Here is a 16,479-nt window from a genome sequence, read left to right on the forward strand (position 1 = left end):
AGGGAGATGAGAGATATGGAATTAGTTCAATTAACTATAAACGGAAAAGTTGTTGAGGTACAACCGGGAGCTACTATTTTAGAAGCTGCAAAAAAATTAAATATTGAAATACCAACACTTTGCCATTTGAGGCTTCAAGATGGAGAACATGTAAGTTGTACTTCATCCTGCAGAGTTTGTGTTGTAGAGGTTGATGGAAGGAAAAACTTAGCCGCAGCATGTTCTACACCAGTTTCACCTTATATGTCTGTTAAAACTAATACTCAAAAGGTGGCAAATGCAAGAAAAACTATAGTTGAGTTACTATTATCAGATCACCCTCAAGACTGCTTAAAGTGTCAAAAGAACTTAAAATGTGAACTTCAGAAAATAGCCTCTGATTTAAATATAAGAGATATTAGATATGAAGGGGAAATGAATAGAGTTCCAACGGATTACTCTTCAGTTGCTATAACAAGAGACGTTGATAAATGTATACTATGCAGACGATGCGTAAGTGTATGTAACAATATTCAAACGGTGAATGTTTTAAGTCCTGTTTCAAGAGGTTTTGATACAATTATGTCTACTGCCTTCTTAGAACCGTTAGCAGATACAAATTGTACTAATTGTGGTCAGTGCGTAGCTGTATGTCCAACCGGAGCATTGAGAGAGGCAAATGATGAAGACAGAGTATGGGATGCTCTAGATGATGAAGATAAGTATGTAATAGTTCAAACTGCACCTGCTATTAGAACCTCATTAGGAGAGCAATTTGGATTTAAACCTGGAACAAATGTAACTGGTAAAATGGTATCAGCACTTAAAGCTTTAGGCTTTAAAAAAGTATATGATACTGATTTTGCAGCAGATTTAACTATTATGGAAGAGGCTACAGAGTTAATTAATAGAATAAAGGAAAATAAGAACTTACCACTTTTAACTAGTTGCTGTCCTGGGTGGATTAAATTCCTAGAGCATAATTATGGAGATTTTTTAAACTTACCATCAAGTTGCAAATCACCACAACAGATGTTCGGAGCCATTGCAAAGAGTTATCTAGCTGAGAAAATAGGTGTTGATCCTAAAAATATGATAGTAGTATCAGTTATGCCTTGCACAGCTAAAAAGTTTGAGGCAAGCAGAGAAGAACTAGAAGTTAATGGAATTAGAGATGTAGATATAGTTATAACTACTAGGGAATTGAGCAGTATGATCAAGAGTGCTGGATTAGATTTGAAGGAATTTGAAGATGAAGACTTCGATAATCCATTAGGTGAGTCAAGTGGTGCTGGAGTTATTTTTGGTAACACTGGTGGAGTTATGGAGGCAGCATTAAGAACTGCACATGAATGGGTGACAGGTGAAACTTTAGAAAATATAGAATTTAAAGCTGTTAGAGGATTCGTGGGTATAAAGAGTGCCAAAGTAAAAATAGGGGATTTAGAGTTAAAGGTAGCAGTAGCAAGTAGTTTGGGAAATGCAAGAAAGCTTATGGAAGCAATAAAAGATGGCAGTAATGAGTATTCAATGATAGAAGTTATGGCGTGTCCTTTTGGTTGTATTGATGGTGGGGGGCAACCTTTCATAAGGGGAAATAGAGATATCTTAAGAAAGAGAGCTGAGGTTCTATACAGTGAAGACTTGGACAAGAAAATAAGAAAATCTCATGAGAACCCAATGATAAAGAAGGTATATAAGAATTATCTGATTAAACCTAATAGTGAAAAGGCACACGAATTATTGCATACACATTATATTAGTAGATAAATAAATGTAAATAGGAAATTCTCTGAATTTGATATCAGAGGATTTCTTTTTTTTTTTTTTAGAAAAAAGAGAGGCCTACATATAAGTAGAGCCTCTGTAAAATGTATGTGATAATTAAAAAGTATGGAAATTGCACCTAGGGTGCTACAGATAGTATAAGGTAATTACATTAAGAATGTATTATAAGTATATTAAGAAATGATTAACAACATTGATTTTGGACGGCTATATACCTTGATATAAAGGAAATAACACATTTATAAAAGACCTAATTAGACAAAAAATCATATAAAATATTAAATTTAATTAAAATTTATCGAATAATGTGAAAAATATAAATCTTTTTGTTATAATATATAAAGAGTGAAATGTTTGGGGGGTAAAGAATGGCAAAGAAAATAGTAGCATTAAGTATTAGTTTAATTCTAGGAGTAGCTATAATCCCTATAAATTATGTACATGCTGAGACTGTAAATTCATTGCAGCAACAAAAAGATGCAATAACAAATGATAAAAATAAAGCATCTCAGGATTTAGAAAATGTTAAGGATCAAATTGATGCGAAAAATTCTGAATTGAGTCAAACTGAACAAAGTGTAAACTCGTATCAAGGTAAAATAGATAACTTGCAATCACAAATCAATTCAATTCAAGGTAACTTAACTAAAGTTCAGAATGATATTGATTCTAAGAAACAAGATATAGAAAAAAAGACAAAAGAGAAGGAAGAAAAAGAAAAGCTTTTGGCAAGCAGACTTAGGAATATGTACAAGAGTAATTATGAGGGTGAACTATTAGTAGTTTTACTTCAAAGTCGAAATGTTGGGGACTTTATTTCAAAATTCATGGCAGTAAGTAAGATAATAGAAACTGATAAAAATACCATTGAAGAAGTGGACAAGGCTAAAAAAGCTCTTGCATCAGAGCAAACTGACTTAGAGGAAAAACAATCTGTTTTAGATGATCAAAAACAACAGGTGCTTACAAAGCAGCAAGAGGTTGTTGATGCTCAAAAAGTGTATATAAATGAAAAAAATAAGTTAGAAGCAGATAAAAGTTCCTTACAAAATTTAAAGAATCAAAAACAAAAGATGTATAATGATCTATCATCAAGAGAACAGGATATTCTAAGGCAACTTGATAATGCAATTGCTAATTTGAATAAAGGCAATACTGGAAATGTGGGGTCAAGCAACTCACAAGGTTTCGTAAGACCTACTTCAGGGCCTGTTACATGTCCATTTGGACCAAGAATACATCCTGTAACTGGAAAACCAAGTAATCATACGGGGGTTGACCTAGGAGCATCATTAGGAACTCCTATAGTAGCTGCAAAAGACGGTACAGTAGTAGCGGCAGAGACAAATTCAATTTATGGAAATATGGTAGTAATAAATCATGGAAATAGTCAACAAACCATGTATGGACATACAAGAAATTACATAGTATCTGTAGGACAACAAGTAAAGCAAGGACAAGTTATAGCCTATGTGGGAAGTACTGGACTTAGTTCAGGACCACATCTTCATTTTGAAATTAGAATAAATGGTGTACCTGTTAATCCAGCAAATTATTTGAGTTTATAATAACAAACCCCAAAATGAACATGCATTTTGGGGTTTATTTATAAAAAAATATAAGATTATTTAAAACCTTAAAATGTATTAAATTCTTTAAATGAGAAAAAAAATCCTGCACAAACTAATGCACAGGAAAGCTAAGTTCATTTAAGAAAGGGAATAAATGAACTGTGTGGGGTTTAATAAATTCTAATGCAAATCATTAGATTGGTGTGGGTTATTAAACAATTGTAGATATGTATCTTTAGGGTTAGTATAATATCCATTAACAAGTGTTTAATTATAATTACAATTTTAATTATACTAACTTTTTTATTAAAATCAATAATTTAAATAAAAAAATATGAATTTATATGAAATTAGGGTAAAATATTTAAAGAAAGGTAATGAATTTAAAGTATTAAGTTCAAAAAAACTAAAATTTTAGGAGGAATTATGATAAATATCGATAGAAAATCTCTGCTTAAGGATACTCCAGATTATGAAGAGATGACTGAAAATGTTGTAAATCTATCTTTAGAAGAAATGAAGGAACTTGGATTATCTGCTTCATGCGGTTGTTCTTCAGGTGGTTGTTGCAAAAATAAAAAGAGATAGATTAAAATATATATAGATAAGAAATGATAAATTTCCAATTATCATTTTAAGATTAATTCAAAGCTAGAAAGCTTTGATATTGCTATTAAGGAAATTAATAATATCAAAAACATTTAGTATTTCTATATCTATGAGGTATAATATACATGTTAGTAGTAACAGCTAGGAGGGAATAACTTTGGGAAAACCAAGTATTTTTAGTAGAGAATATGAAAGAAAAATGAAAAGAAGAAGAAATACAATTATCTTTTCAATAATTATAATATTATTAGTGTCAGTAGGTGTTGTTTTTAACACTAAGGCAATTAAGTTTTTATCCTATGCAAAAAATAGCATAACTTCAATTTTTGCTAAAGATAAGAATAAAGAGGCAGATAAGAATTCTACTAATGAAGATACAACAAAGAAGGAAAGTACTACAGCTGAAACAAATCAGCCGACTAATACTAAAAAAGAAGAAGCTGTTCAAGAAAAATCAATGGATATTAAACTTTCAAATGGAGAAGTATTAAAAGCTATATATGAAGGGGATGGAAGCAGTAGAGTATACAAATTTGTTTCAGGATCATCAAATGCTGGAAATGCTGAAATTAGCCCATCATCAAAGTTAATACTTGTTATGGATAATCTAACACAAGATATTAAAACTTATAATACAGATGGTCAGGAAGCTGTAATAACAAAGGCAGAATATGTAACCAGTAAGGGTGAGTCATTCCCAAAAGATAAAATGTTATCTACCTACAGTGGATATGTATGGTGCAAAGATGCTAGATTTATAGATGATTCACATATTGCATACTTAAGTCAACTACCTTACTTTGGAACAGGCGAATTGGATACCTATGTCTGGATAATAGATTTAGGCACAGGCGAACATAGAGCCGTTTGGAACCTAAAAGGTAAAAATGTTTCACTTGGTAACTTAAAAGATGGTGGAATCCAAGTAGCTATTGATAATAATACATCACTATTGATGCCAGATGGAAGTGTAACACCGCAATAGGAAATAAGAAATAATATAGTAAAAGATGATTAAATATTTAATTATAGAAAGTTTTTCTAAAATATTTGATAATTTAAAAGTATCTATGATATAATAACCTAGTTAAAATAACTATTTTCTAAAGGTAAGAAAATCAGGAGGAAAAGTAATGGAAGTTAAAATGGAAAAAATAGAAACTAATGTTGTTGAACTTGAAATAAGAGTTGAGGCTGCAAAGTTCAACGAAGCTTTAAATAAAGCGTTTAAAAAGAATCAAAAGAAATTCAATGTACCTGGATTCAGAAAAGGAAAGGTACCAATGCAAATAGTAAAAAAATACTATGGAGTAGAAGCATTACTTGAAGATGCAATAAATATTGCTATGGATGAATCATATCCAGAGGCATTAAGAAATAATGAAATTTCACCAGTTGATTATCCAGAAATAAATGTTGTTGAAGTTGGTGAAGGAAAAGATTTAGTTTATACTGCAAAAGTAACTGTATATCCAGAAGTTGAACTTGGAGAATACAAAGGTGTAGAAGTTGAAAAAGTTTCTTACCCAGTTTCTGAAGAAGAAGTTGATAAGAGATTAGCATCTATGCAAGAAAAGAATGCAAGAGTAGAAACTAAAGCAGAAGGAACTGTTGAAAAAGGAAATATAGCAGTTATTGACTTTAAAGGATACATAGACGGAGTTGCTTTTGAAGGTGGAGAAGGAAAAGACTATTCATTAGAAATAGGTTCAGGAACATTCATCGGAGATTTCGAAGACCAATTAGTAGGTTTAGCAGCAGGAGAAAGTAAGGATGTTAATGTTTCATTCCCAGAAAACTACGGAAAAGAAGATTTAAATGGAAAGCCTGCAAAATTCGAAGTAACTGTTAAAGAAATTAAAGTAAAAGAATTACCAGAATTAGATGATGAATTTGCAAAAGAAGTTTCAGAATTCGATACAATTGCTGAAGTTAAAGAAGATGTTAGAAAGAACATAACTGAAGCAAATGCTGAAAGAGAAAAGAAAGAATTCGAAGAAGCTGTAATTAATAAAGTAGTTGATAATGCTAAAGTAGAAATTCCAGAAGTAATGATTACTAAAGAATTAGAATCTATGATTAAAGATTTAGAACAAAGATTACAATACCAAGGATTAACTTTAGAACAATACTATCAATTCACTGGTAATACTGAAGAATCAATGAAAGACTATATGAAAGAAACTGCAGCTAAGAAAGTTAAAACTGATTTAGTATTAGAAGCAGTGTCAAAGAAAGAAGCTATAGACGCTACTGAAGAAGAATTAAAAGAGAAAGCTATGGAAGTTGCTAAGATGTACTCAGCTGGAGAAGCTGAAAAAATGGCAGATTTAATTTTAAAATCTCAAGCTTCAGCTTTAAAACATGATGCAGTAATTGAGAAAACTGTTAAATTATTAGTTGAAAATGTTAAAGTAAAATAATAAAATAATAGTAAGATGAAATTGCCAGAAGTTTTTTTCTGGCAATTATTTTCACATAACTAATTAACAAATGAGGAAAAGTTATATATAATTTAATTATATAAATATAATTACTTTTCTTAAAAATTGGATATATTAATAAAAGGTGATTGAACAAAGAAAGAGAGGGATTAAAATGAGTTTAGTGCCATATGTTATTGAACAAACAAGTAGAGGAGAAAGAAGTTACGATATATTCTCTAGATTATTAAAAGATAGAATAATAATGCTTAGTGGTGAGGTTAATGATACTACATCAAATTTAATAGTATCACAACTACTATTCTTAGAAAGTGAAGATCCTGATAAAGATATTTATTTATATATAAATAGTCCAGGAGGATCAATTACAGCTGGAATGGCTATTTATGATACTATGCAGTACATTAAGCCAGATGTAAGTACTATATGTATAGGAATGGCAGCATCAATGGGAGCATTCTTACTATCTTCAGGAGCAAAAGGAAAAAGATTTGCTCTACCTAACAGTGAGATAATGATTCACCAACCTTTAGGAGGATTCCAAGGTCAAGCGACTGATATAGATATTCATGCAAAGAGAATCTTAAAGATAAAAGATACTTTAAATGAAATACTAAGCGAGAATACTGGTAAGTCTTTAGATAAAATCAAACAAGATGTGGAAAGAGACTACTTTATGACTGCTCCAGAAGCTTGTGATTATGGTTTAATCGATAAGGTAATTAGAAAAAATGAAGTAGTTAAAGATAAATAATTTAACTGCCGCAGTGAGGTGTATTGGATGGCAAAATTTGAAGACAAGAAGCAATTAAAATGTTCTTTTTGTGGTAAAAATCAAGAACAGGTAAAAAGGCTAATAGCAGGACCTGGAGTATATATATGTGATGAATGTATAGAACTATGTTCTGAAATTATTGCAGATGAATTTGACGAACCAGTTCCTTTTACTGCTACTGAATTACCAAAGCCAGTAGAGATTAAAAATCATCTTGATCAGTATGTAATAGGTCAAGATAGTGCAAAAAAATCTCTTTCAGTTGCAGTATATAATCATTATAAAAGAATAAACGCTAAGGATAAAGATAGTGATGTAGAACTTCAGAAGAGTAATATTCTTCTTTTAGGACCAACAGGTTCAGGTAAAACATTATTAGCTCAAACTCTTGCTAAATTTTTAAATGTGCCATTTGCAATTGCAGATGCAACTACATTAACTGAAGCTGGTTATGTAGGTGAAGATGTTGAAAATATACTTCTAAAGCTAATTCAAAATGCTGACTATGATATTGAAAGAGCTGAAAAAGGAATTATCTACATCGATGAAATAGATAAAATTGCAAGAAAGTCTGAGAATCCTTCTATAACTAGAGATGTATCTGGTGAAGGAGTTCAGCAAGCCTTATTAAAAATTCTTGAAGGCACTACTGCTTCTGTTCCACCACAAGGGGGTAGAAAGCATCCGCATCAAGAATTTATACAAATTAATACCTCTAATATCTTATTTATATGTGGAGGAGCTTTTGATGGAATAGATAAGCTTATAGAGAAAAGAACAAGAAGAAGTTCTATAGGTTTTGGAGCAGAAATTTCATCAAAATCAGATAAAGATGTAGGTAAACTACTTAAGGATGTTATGCCAGGAGATTTATTGAAATTTGGATTAATTCCAGAATTCGTTGGAAGACTTCCTATAGTTGTGACACTTGAGTCATTAGATGAAAAGGCATTAATAAGTATATTAAGTGAACCAAAAAATGCTTTGGTTAAACAATATAGAAAGCTTTTTGAATATGATGATGTTGAATTAGAGTTTGAAGAAGAAGCACTTAAAGCAATTGCGCAAGAAGCTATTAAAAGGAGCACTGGTGCTAGAGGCTTAAGAGCTATCATTGAAGATACAATGACAAATATAATGTACGATATTCCATCGCGAGATGATATCGCAAAAGTTGTTATTACAAAGGAGTCAATCGCTGATAAAAAAGATCCAATTGTTATCTTAGGTGATGAGTCTGAAAAGAAAGAAGCAAAAGCTAAGAGAGTTAAGAAAAGTAAGGATATAGAAACAGCTTAATATAGTTTTTAAAATTTCCACATTGTGAGTTAAAAAGCTTCACTGCTAAACAGGTTCGACCCCGGGAAGCTTTTTAACGAAGAATGGTTTGAAATTTTTAAACTATATTATATAATCTGTTAATTAAAATTTTTAGATTATATAGTATAAGTGAAGTTAATGAGTCAAGTAGATAATCTTTTATAAGATGTCTGCTTGGCTCATTTTTTACTATTTAAATTAACAATAAATATGAAAATAATATGGAATAATAAACCATAATGAAGGAGATAATAACAATATTAAGAAGGGAGGGTAATTTATGTCAGCAATTACTGTTATGGTTATTTTGCAGGTAGTATTAATACTAATGCTTTTCATGTATATGATAGCAAATACAAAGACTACACAAACAAATAGGGTCGTTGTGGATAGAGAGAATAAAAAAGAGATGGAAAAGTTGGAAAAGATGAGAAGTATTCAGTTGACAGAACCATTAACTGAGAAAAGTAGACCAACAAATTTTGATGAAATCATAGGACAGGAGAAAGGAATTTTAGCCCTAAAAGCGGCACTCTGTGGTCCTAACCCACAACATGTAATAATTTATGGACCACCTGGAGTAGGTAAGACTGCTGCAGCAAGACTAGTATTAGAAGAAGCTATTAAAATGGGAAAAACTCCATTTAAAAAAGAAGCAAAATTTATAGAAGTTGATGCAACTACAATAAGATTTGATGAAAGAGGAATAGCAGATCCGTTAATTGGTTCTGTACATGATCCAATATATCAAGGTGCAGGTTCACTAGGTGTTGCAGGTATACCCCAACCTAAACCGGGAGCAGTAACAAAGGCCCATGGAGGACTTTTATTTTTAGACGAAATTGGCGAATTACATCCAATAGAATTAAATAAGTTATTAAAAGTACTTGAAGATAGAAAAGTATTTTTAGACTCATCGTATTATAGTTCTGAAGATCCAAACATGCCTGTTTATATTAAAGAGGTTTTTGATAAAGGGTTACCTGCAGATTTTAGATTGATAGGTGCAACGACAAGAAGCCCAGAAGAGATAGTTCCGGCAATAAGGTCAAGATGCGTAGAAATATTCTTTAGAGCATTAGATGAGGATGAAATTAAAATAATAGCTAAGAATTCAGTTAATAAAGTAAATTTACATATTAGTGAAGAGGGACTAGATTTAATTGCAAAATATTGTACAAATGGTAGAGAAGTAGTAAATATTATTCAGCTATGTTCAGGATTAGCAATAAATGAGGATAGAGAAGAAATATTAGTAGAAGATATAAACTGGGTAATAGAGAATGGTCAATATAATGCAAGACCAGATAAGAAGATAGGAGATAGACCAGAAATTGGGGTAGTAAATGGATTGGCTGTTTATGGTGCTAATCTTGGAACTATTTTGGAAATAGAGGCAACTGCGAGAAAGACAACTAAGAATAATGGTAAAATTAAAATAACTGGTATAGTAGAAGAAGAGGAAATAAGTAGTAACAACAAGAAAATAAAACGAAAGAGCACAGCATACTGTTCTGTACAAAATGTTTTAAGTATACTAGATAATATTTTTGCTATTGATTCATCTATGTATAATATACATGTTAATTTCCCTGGGGGTACAATAGTTGATGGTCCTTCAGCAGGGGTAAGTATAGCGTCTGCAGTATATAGTGCCATAAAAAACATTCCAATAGATAATAAAGTTGCTATGACTGGGGAAGTATCATTAACAGGTAAAGTTAAGGCAATTGGGGGTGTCATTGCAAAAATTAATGCTGGCAAAAAATCAGGTGCGAAAACTATTATAATACCTAAGGAAAATTATAATGAGAGTTTCAAAAAAATAGAGGGGATACAGGTTGTTCCAGTTGAGACTATTGATGAGGTATTAAAGGTAGCACTTACAGGAGATAAAATGAATGAAATTGATGATAAAACATCAGTAGAAGTCTTATATGCAGAAGGAGAAAATAAGTTCTGATTTTTAGTTTTTGGTGTAAATAGAAGGGATAACGATGTACAGTTTATCATTTCTATTTACATCCTTTTACTTTAAAGGATAATATCAGGGAAGAAGTGTTAAAATTATTGAAAAGTACCTGCTTTATGTGTATAATTATTTAACTAGAGTAGATTAATCTTAAAGGAGGAAATATATAATGGGCGAGAATGTGAAGCTTCTTCCTCTAATTCCCTTAAGGGGAATAACAATTTTCCCAAACATGGTTATTCATTTTGATGTTGGTAGAGAAAAATCAATTGCAGCTTTAGAGGAGGCAATGTTAAAAGAGCAAGAAATATTCCTAGTTTCACAAAAAGATGCAAAAGTTGAGGAACCAGGTGAAAATGATATATATGAAGTTGGTACTATATGTATAGTAAAACAATTACTTAAGTTACCAGGTGATGTAGTTAGGGTTTTAGTAGAGGGAATAGAAAGAGGAAAGATATTAAAATACTTAGAAAACGAAGAATACCTACAAGGAGAAATACTAAGTATTGAAGATGATTATGACAAATATAAAGAAGATCCAGAATTCATTGCAGCCTTAAGAAGCTTAAGAGATGAATTTGGAGAATTTTTAGATATATCTAATAGTAAATCTTCGGATGAGGTTCTTGATTTTGAAGAGGATGATGAACCAGGTAGGTTTGCAGATATAGTTGCATCTTATTTATTGTTAAAGCAAAAGGTTAGACAAGAAATCCTTGAAGCAATAGATTTGAAAGAAAGAATTGAAAAATTACTAATAGTCATAAAAAATGAAATTGAAGTATTAAAGTTAGAAAAGAAAATAGGATTCAAAGTTAAAAAGAAAATAGATAAATTGCAAAAAGAATACTATTTAAGAGAACAATTAAAAATCATCCAAGAAGAACTAGGCGAGAATGAAGAAGAAAAAAGAGAAATAAATAAATATGAAGAGTTAATTAAAAAGGCTAAGCTACCTAAAGAGGTTAAGGAAAAAGTAAGTTATGAGTTAACAAGACTAAAAAATTCCTCAAGTTATTCTCAAGAAGGAAATGTTATTAAGACATATTTAGATTGGGTATTAGGATTGCCTTGGAATAAGTTTACGAAGGATAATTTAGATTTAGTTAAGGCTAAGGATATTCTAGATGAAGACCATTATGGACTTAAAGATGTTAAAGAAAGAATAATTGAATATTTAGCAGTTAAAAAAATGAGTCAGAGTTTAAAAGGTCCTATATTATGTTTAGTTGGACCACCAGGAGTAGGAAAGTCCTCTATTGCAAAATCAGTTGCTAGAGCCTTAAATAGAAATTTTGTTAGAATATCTCTTGGAGGCATTAGAGATGAAGCTGAAATTAGAGGACATAGAAAAACTTATGTAGGTGCAATTCCAGGAAGAATAGTTTATGGTATGAAAAATGCTAAATCTAATAATCCATTATTCTTATTAGATGAAATAGATAAGTTGAATAATGATTTTAAAGGAGATCCTTCAGATGCTCTATTAGAAGTATTAGATTCAGCGCAAAATTCAAGCTTTAGAGATAATTACTTAGAACTTGATATGGATTTATCTAAGGTAATGTTTATAACTACAGCAAACTCTTTAGAAACAATTCCAAGACCTTTATTAGATAGAATGGAAGTAATTGAAGTATCAGGATATACTTTCGAAGAAAAGTTTAATATAGCGAAAAAATATCTAGTTCCAAGAGTATTAGTAGAGCATAATGTTAAGAAAAATTCTATCAAAATTAGTGATGGAGCAATACAGGATATAATTGAATATTTTACAAGAGAATCAGGAGTTAGAAATTTAGAAAGAAGAATAAGTACAGTAATAAGAAGGGCTATAAGAGAGATGATGGAAAAAGATAAAAAAACTATTTCCATTACTTCAAATAACCTGCAAAAGTACTTAGGAACTAAAATATATACCTATGATAAAATAGAAAAAACTGATAGAGTTGGGGTAGTTACTGGCATGGCGTGGACTGCCTATGGTGGAGATACTCTTCCGGTAGAAGTTATGGTTATGAAAGGTTCAGGTAAGCTTGAATTGACAGGACAACTTGGAGATGTAATGAAAGAATCAGCTAAAGCAGCATATTCTTATGTTAGAGGAAATACAGCAAAGTATGGTATTAATGATGATTTCTATAAGAAATATGATATACATGTACATGTACCAGAAGGTGCTGTTCCAAAAGATGGACCATCAGCAGGAGTGACATTAATTACTGCGCTAGTAAGTGCATTAGCAAATAAAAAAGTAAAACATAATGTAGCAATGACTGGGGAGATAACTTTAACAGGTAAGGTTTTAGCAATAGGTGGATTAAAAGAAAAATCACTTGCAGCATATAGAGCTGGAATTGATACTGTAATAGTTCCAAAGCAAAATGAGAGAGATTTGGATAAAATCCCTAAGTCGGTAAAAAATAAGATTAAATTTATATTTGCATCTAGAATTGAAGAAGTTCTGGAAAATGCTTTAGTTGGAGTTGAATAATATGGATATAAAACAATCAGAATTTATAATCTCTGCTGTAAAAAGAGAGCAATATCCTGTAGATGGGAGAGTAGAGGTTGCTTTCGTTGGAAGATCAAATGTTGGAAAGTCATCAATTATTAATGCTTTAACTAATAGAAGAGGTTTAGCAAAGGTAAGTGGTACGCCAGGAAAGACAAGGCTTATAAATTTCTTTTTAATAAATAAGGATTTTTATTTGGTGGATTTACCTGGGTATGGATACGCTAAGGTTTCTAAAAAAGAACTAGCTAGCTGGGGAAAAACAATTGAAACTTACTTAATGCATAGGGAACCACTGAAAAGAGTTGTACTTTTAGTTGATTGTAGGCATAAACCTACCAAAGATGATATAGATATGTTAAATTGGATTAAGCATTTTAACTATGACTACGTTATAGTTGCAACAAAAAGTGATAAGTTATCTAATAATGATTTAAGAAAAAGTGAAAAAGTTATTAGAGATACTTTAGAGTTAGGAAATACTAATAAATTATTTTTCTTTTCTTCCTTAAATAAAAAGAAGAGAGAAGAAGTAATAGATTTTATCTTCAAAGATGTAGTTGAGAAAGAAGAAATAGAAGAAATATAGTAAAAAGCTTGTAAGAGTTGGAACTCTTGCAAGCTTTTTTCATTATATATAGATATGTGCATGTATACCATTTAATTCATGTTATTACAATAAATTGTATCATTTTTTTACGTTAAGAATAGTATATACTATAAAATTTAAACAATACAAAAAAATGAGAGGAGGATTTCCATGGATATTAATGAGATCATAAATGGCTTATCCAATGCAGAAAGAAGAGATTGTGATTGTAATAATAATGGTTTCTTTGGTGGCAGCTTTATTTGGATAATTATCTTATTCGCACTATGTGGCTGCGGTGGATATGGTGGCTTCGGAGGCTACGGTGGTGGCGTAGGAGGCTATCCAGGGTTTGGATATGATCCAGGTCTTTATAATTGCACTGTTAAGTGTAAGAGAAATAAATGCGGCAATATAGGTGGTTATGGAATGCTACCTTATGGTCAACCAGGCGGATATGGCTGTGGTGGATTTAATTCATGGTGGTGGATAATTCTATTAATCTTCGTAGTTTGTGGTTGCGGAAGAAATGAAAGATTCTGTGACGATAGACACCATGATGACGATGTATGCTAATTTTATCAATTAACTTTAAAAATAATAAATTAAAAATTGAAAGGAGAATTATAAATGAGTAAAAAATGTTGTTGTCCTAATTATGGATTTATGCCAGGACCTGGAATGGGTTATCCAGGAGGATATCCAGGTGGATTTGGTGGCGGATTTGGCTGTGGCGGATTCGGCGGAAACTGTTCATGGATTTGGATTATAATTTTACTATTCTGCTGCTGTGGAAATCGTGGATTTGGCGGATTTGGCGGCGGATGTGGAAGAGACAATTGCTGCTAATATTTTAAGATAACTATAGATATGAAGTAGTTTAGCGAAAGGAGCGTTGTGTATGAGTAGACATCACCATAAATGTGATGAATTTGAATATTGCTATGAAACTGCTGTAGCTCCAGCATATGGTCAAGGAATAGCACCATATGGAGCAGGAGTTGGTGTAGGAAGTAACAATATTTGGTCATTAATAGTATTATTAATTATACTTTGTAAACCAAACGTTCTATGCAATGACAGAGCATTTATATTAATATTATTGTTCTGGCTCTGTGGCTGTGGTTGCGGAGGAAGAGGCGGATTCGGTTACTAAGTATGGTAGTTGGAGGGCGATGCCCTCCAAAAAAATATATTTTATTACATATAACATAAAATATAAATACATAAATACATAATTACATAATTACATAGTAATATTTGGGAGGAAGGTAATGTCAAAGAGACATAGAAATAGATCAGAAAATATTAATGGTTCTCCTACTGGAAACAATGCCCCATATGGAAACAATGCTCCTTTTGGAAACAATGCACCTTTCGGAAATAATGCTCCTTTTGGGAATAATGGACCAATGGGCTTCGACCCAAGTCAGCTAATGGGGCTATTAAATGGAAATTTTGATATGGGACAAATGATGAATATTTTAAGTGGAATGGGTACAGAAGGATTTAATATGAATAACATGGGAGAAATGGCAGGACTTGCAGCTCTACTAAATCAGATGAGTGGAAATAATCAAGGAAATCAAATGAACGGAAATAATCCTGGAGGTCAAATGGATCCGGGTATGTTTAATAATTTATTTAATAATGTAAATAATACCTATAAAGAAAATCCAAATGATGATAGGAATATGCAAATGTTAAAAGCTCTAAGAAGTATAGTAGATACTCAAAGAGCTAAGTTCCTAGATAAGGTAATAGACATGTATGAAAAAGGAAAATTTTATGACTAAATACTAAATAAAATGAATAAACTTATTGTTTAGGGTAATAATAAAAATGTAAGGAGAGATTTCTCCTTGTTATAAGAGCATAGCTTTTTATAACAAACCCCCCATCCCCCTTTTTGGGCCGCATTAGCGGCCTTTTATTTTTCATATAAACTTACTGAAGATACTTTATAATCTTTGTTTGAGGGGATAACCTTTGCCTTAATAATAATAGAGTCATTTTTGGAGGTTGATTTATTTGTTCGTTTAAAATTAATCTGCCATATAATAGAAGTTATATCACCATTCTTATCCCATTTATCATCTAAGAAAAATGCATCCTGAAACTTATAGCTATAGACATTTTTATCTAGTTTCCATAAGAGAGCAGCATCACTTTCAGTAGTAGAGTCGCAGAAAAAACTTGGAAGTTCATATGGAACTGAAGCAGCCTCTATTGCATCAATTAGTTCAGTGACAGATTGTCTACCAGGAACTGTGTACTGATCGTAGGAAGTGTTCTTGAAATTGTTACCAATTAGCATATAACTATCAAAGGTTAAAAGTCCATCTACAACTTTTCCAGAAAAGAACTTTGGAGTTTTATTGTTTTGTGAGTTTAGTATACCAATAACATTATTGGTTGAACAAAAGTAATCCTTAAATTCAAGCCCAGTCCATGAAAATATATGAGAAATTGCGGAACCTTCTTGAGAGGACTGTAAGAAGATTTCAGGAATTCCATCCCTAGAAATGTCTTTCATAAATAATCTAATTCCCCAATAAGGATATTCTTTTCCTAAAGAAGCAAGTTTAGTATCAGGGGAGAGCATATAACTTTTATTATTTATAGTAGCTCCAACATAGTATTTATCATCTTTTGTAGTAACATTGATAACATCTTCTTTTCCATCTGCGTTCAAATCTTTTTTCAGTCCCTTCTCATAGTCTTCTTTAGCAAAAACTGATAAGGAGTCTCCATATTCTTTTTGGGAAAAAAGATTAAAAAGTATAACAGAAATAAAACATAAGATTAAAAACATTAATAAAAAAAATATTTGTTTTTTATGTAGGAATAATACTCTTAATTTCATGCATATCACCTCTATAAAATATATGAGGGGAATGAAAGATTATACTAT

15 protein-coding genes are annotated in these 16,479 nt (G+C 31.3%); 14 read left to right on the top strand and 1 reads right to left on the bottom strand.

What is annotated here, in order from left to right; genetic code table 11:
* Window positions 1-15: 15 nt before the first annotated feature.
* The 14 genes from PTZ02_RS01770 (at window position 16) to PTZ02_RS01835 (ending at window position 15,361) form a co-directional block, all read left to right on the top strand.
* Entirely contained in the window at window positions 16-1,749 is a 1,734-nt protein-coding gene (locus PTZ02_RS01770) for an NADH-dependent [FeFe] hydrogenase, group A6 (RefSeq protein WP_274226113.1), read from the top strand.
* Between the two features lie 386 nt (window positions 1,750-2,135).
* Entirely contained in the window at window positions 2,136-3,335 is a 1,200-nt protein-coding gene (locus PTZ02_RS01775; protein ID WP_274226114.1) for a murein hydrolase activator EnvC family protein, read from the top strand.
* Between the two features lie 429 nt (window positions 3,336-3,764).
* The gene (locus PTZ02_RS01780) at window positions 3,765-3,926 is read left to right on the top strand and encodes a hypothetical protein (protein ID WP_274226115.1); all 162 of its coding nucleotides are present in this window, start codon (window positions 3,765-3,767) and stop codon (window positions 3,924-3,926) included.
* Window positions 3,927-4,104: 178 nt separating this feature from the next.
* The gene (locus PTZ02_RS01785) at window positions 4,105-4,932 is read left to right on the top strand and encodes a hypothetical protein (RefSeq protein WP_274226116.1); all 828 of its coding nucleotides are present in this window, start codon (window positions 4,105-4,107) and stop codon (window positions 4,930-4,932) included.
* A 148-nt stretch (window positions 4,933-5,080) separates the two neighbouring features.
* A complete protein-coding gene (gene tig, locus PTZ02_RS01790; RefSeq protein ID WP_274226117.1) occupies window positions 5,081-6,370 on the top strand; it encodes a trigger factor in 1,290 nt (429 codons plus the stop codon).
* 175 nt (window positions 6,371-6,545) lie between these two features.
* Window positions 6,546-7,145 (top strand): ATP-dependent Clp endopeptidase proteolytic subunit ClpP, encoded by a 600-nt coding sequence (clpP, locus tag PTZ02_RS01795; RefSeq protein WP_202767751.1) that lies wholly within the window; start codon window positions 6,546-6,548, stop codon window positions 7,143-7,145.
* Window positions 7,146-7,172: 27 nt separating this feature from the next.
* Window positions 7,173-8,465 carry an ATP-dependent Clp protease ATP-binding subunit ClpX gene (gene clpX / locus PTZ02_RS01800; RefSeq protein ID WP_274226118.1) on the top strand — a complete coding sequence of 431 codons (1,293 nt, stop codon included), beginning with the start codon at window positions 7,173-7,175 and terminating at the stop codon, window positions 8,463-8,465.
* 301 nt (window positions 8,466-8,766) lie between these two features.
* Window positions 8,767-10,449: an ATP-dependent protease LonB gene (gene lonB, locus PTZ02_RS01805; RefSeq protein ID WP_274226119.1), complete on the top strand. Its 1,683-nt coding sequence runs from the start codon at window positions 8,767-8,769 to the stop codon at window positions 10,447-10,449.
* Between the two features lie 178 nt (window positions 10,450-10,627).
* A complete protein-coding gene (lon, locus tag PTZ02_RS01810; RefSeq protein WP_274226120.1) occupies window positions 10,628-12,955 on the top strand; it encodes an endopeptidase La in 2,328 nt (775 codons plus the stop codon).
* A gap of 1 nt (window position 12,956) precedes the next feature.
* Window positions 12,957-13,565, top strand: a complete 609-nt coding sequence (gene yihA, locus PTZ02_RS01815; protein WP_274226121.1) for a ribosome biogenesis GTP-binding protein YihA/YsxC — start codon at window positions 12,957-12,959, stop codon at window positions 13,563-13,565.
* A 171-nt stretch (window positions 13,566-13,736) separates the two neighbouring features.
* Window positions 13,737-14,141, top strand: a complete 405-nt coding sequence (locus tag PTZ02_RS01820) for a hypothetical protein (protein ID WP_274226122.1) — start codon at window positions 13,737-13,739, stop codon at window positions 14,139-14,141.
* A gap of 54 nt (window positions 14,142-14,195) precedes the next feature.
* Window positions 14,196-14,414, top strand: coding sequence for a ground-like protein (locus PTZ02_RS01825; protein ID WP_202767745.1), 219 nt, complete (start codon window positions 14,196-14,198; stop codon window positions 14,412-14,414).
* A 52-nt stretch (window positions 14,415-14,466) separates the two neighbouring features.
* Window positions 14,467-14,721 (top strand): hypothetical protein, encoded by a 255-nt coding sequence (locus PTZ02_RS01830; protein ID WP_274226123.1) that lies wholly within the window; start codon window positions 14,467-14,469, stop codon window positions 14,719-14,721.
* Window positions 14,722-14,839: 118 nt separating this feature from the next.
* A complete protein-coding gene (locus PTZ02_RS01835) occupies window positions 14,840-15,361 on the top strand; it encodes a hypothetical protein (protein ID WP_274226124.1) in 522 nt (173 codons plus the stop codon).
* A gap of 134 nt (window positions 15,362-15,495) precedes the next feature.
* Here the strand turns inward: PTZ02_RS01835 and PTZ02_RS01840 are convergent, their stop codons facing one another.
* Complete coding sequence (locus PTZ02_RS01840; RefSeq protein WP_274226125.1) at window positions 15,496-16,431, bottom strand: VCBS repeat-containing protein; 936 nt, start codon at window positions 16,429-16,431, stop codon at window positions 15,496-15,498.
* Between the last annotated feature and the right edge of the window lie 48 nt (window positions 16,432-16,479).

Origin of the sequence: Clostridium sp. 'White wine YQ' (assembly GCF_028728205.1) — a bacterium.
Taxonomy (GTDB): Bacteria; Bacillota; Clostridia; order Clostridiales; family Clostridiaceae; genus Clostridium_T.

Excerpts from the sequence above, each read along its gene's own strand:
- PTZ02_RS01770 (WP_274226113.1), top strand. The coding sequence starts at position 16 with ATGGAATTAGTTCAATTAACTATAAACGGAAAAGTTGTTGAGGTACAA.
- PTZ02_RS01775 (WP_274226114.1), top strand. The coding sequence starts at position 2,136 with ATGGCAAAGAAAATAGTAGCATTAAGTATTAGTTTAATTCTAGGAGTA.
- PTZ02_RS01780 (WP_274226115.1), top strand. The coding sequence starts at position 3,765 with ATGATAAATATCGATAGAAAATCTCTGCTTAAGGATACTCCAGATTAT.
- tig (WP_274226117.1), top strand. The coding sequence starts at position 5,081 with ATGGAAGTTAAAATGGAAAAAATAGAAACTAATGTTGTTGAACTTGAA.
- clpP (WP_202767751.1), top strand. The coding sequence starts at position 6,546 with ATGAGTTTAGTGCCATATGTTATTGAACAAACAAGTAGAGGAGAAAGA.
- clpX (WP_274226118.1), top strand. The coding sequence starts at position 7,173 with ATGGCAAAATTTGAAGACAAGAAGCAATTAAAATGTTCTTTTTGTGGT.
- lonB (WP_274226119.1), top strand. The coding sequence starts at position 8,767 with ATGTCAGCAATTACTGTTATGGTTATTTTGCAGGTAGTATTAATACTA.
- lon (WP_274226120.1), top strand. The coding sequence starts at position 10,628 with ATGGGCGAGAATGTGAAGCTTCTTCCTCTAATTCCCTTAAGGGGAATA.
- yihA (WP_274226121.1), top strand. The coding sequence starts at position 12,957 with ATGGATATAAAACAATCAGAATTTATAATCTCTGCTGTAAAAAGAGAG.
- PTZ02_RS01820 (WP_274226122.1), top strand. The coding sequence starts at position 13,737 with ATGGATATTAATGAGATCATAAATGGCTTATCCAATGCAGAAAGAAGA.
- PTZ02_RS01825 (WP_202767745.1), top strand. The coding sequence starts at position 14,196 with ATGAGTAAAAAATGTTGTTGTCCTAATTATGGATTTATGCCAGGACCT.
- PTZ02_RS01830 (WP_274226123.1), top strand. The coding sequence starts at position 14,467 with ATGAGTAGACATCACCATAAATGTGATGAATTTGAATATTGCTATGAA.
- PTZ02_RS01835 (WP_274226124.1), top strand. The coding sequence starts at position 14,840 with ATGTCAAAGAGACATAGAAATAGATCAGAAAATATTAATGGTTCTCCT.
- PTZ02_RS01840 (WP_274226125.1), bottom strand. The coding sequence starts at position 16,431 with ATGAAATTAAGAGTATTATTCCTACATAAAAAACAAATATTTTTTTTA.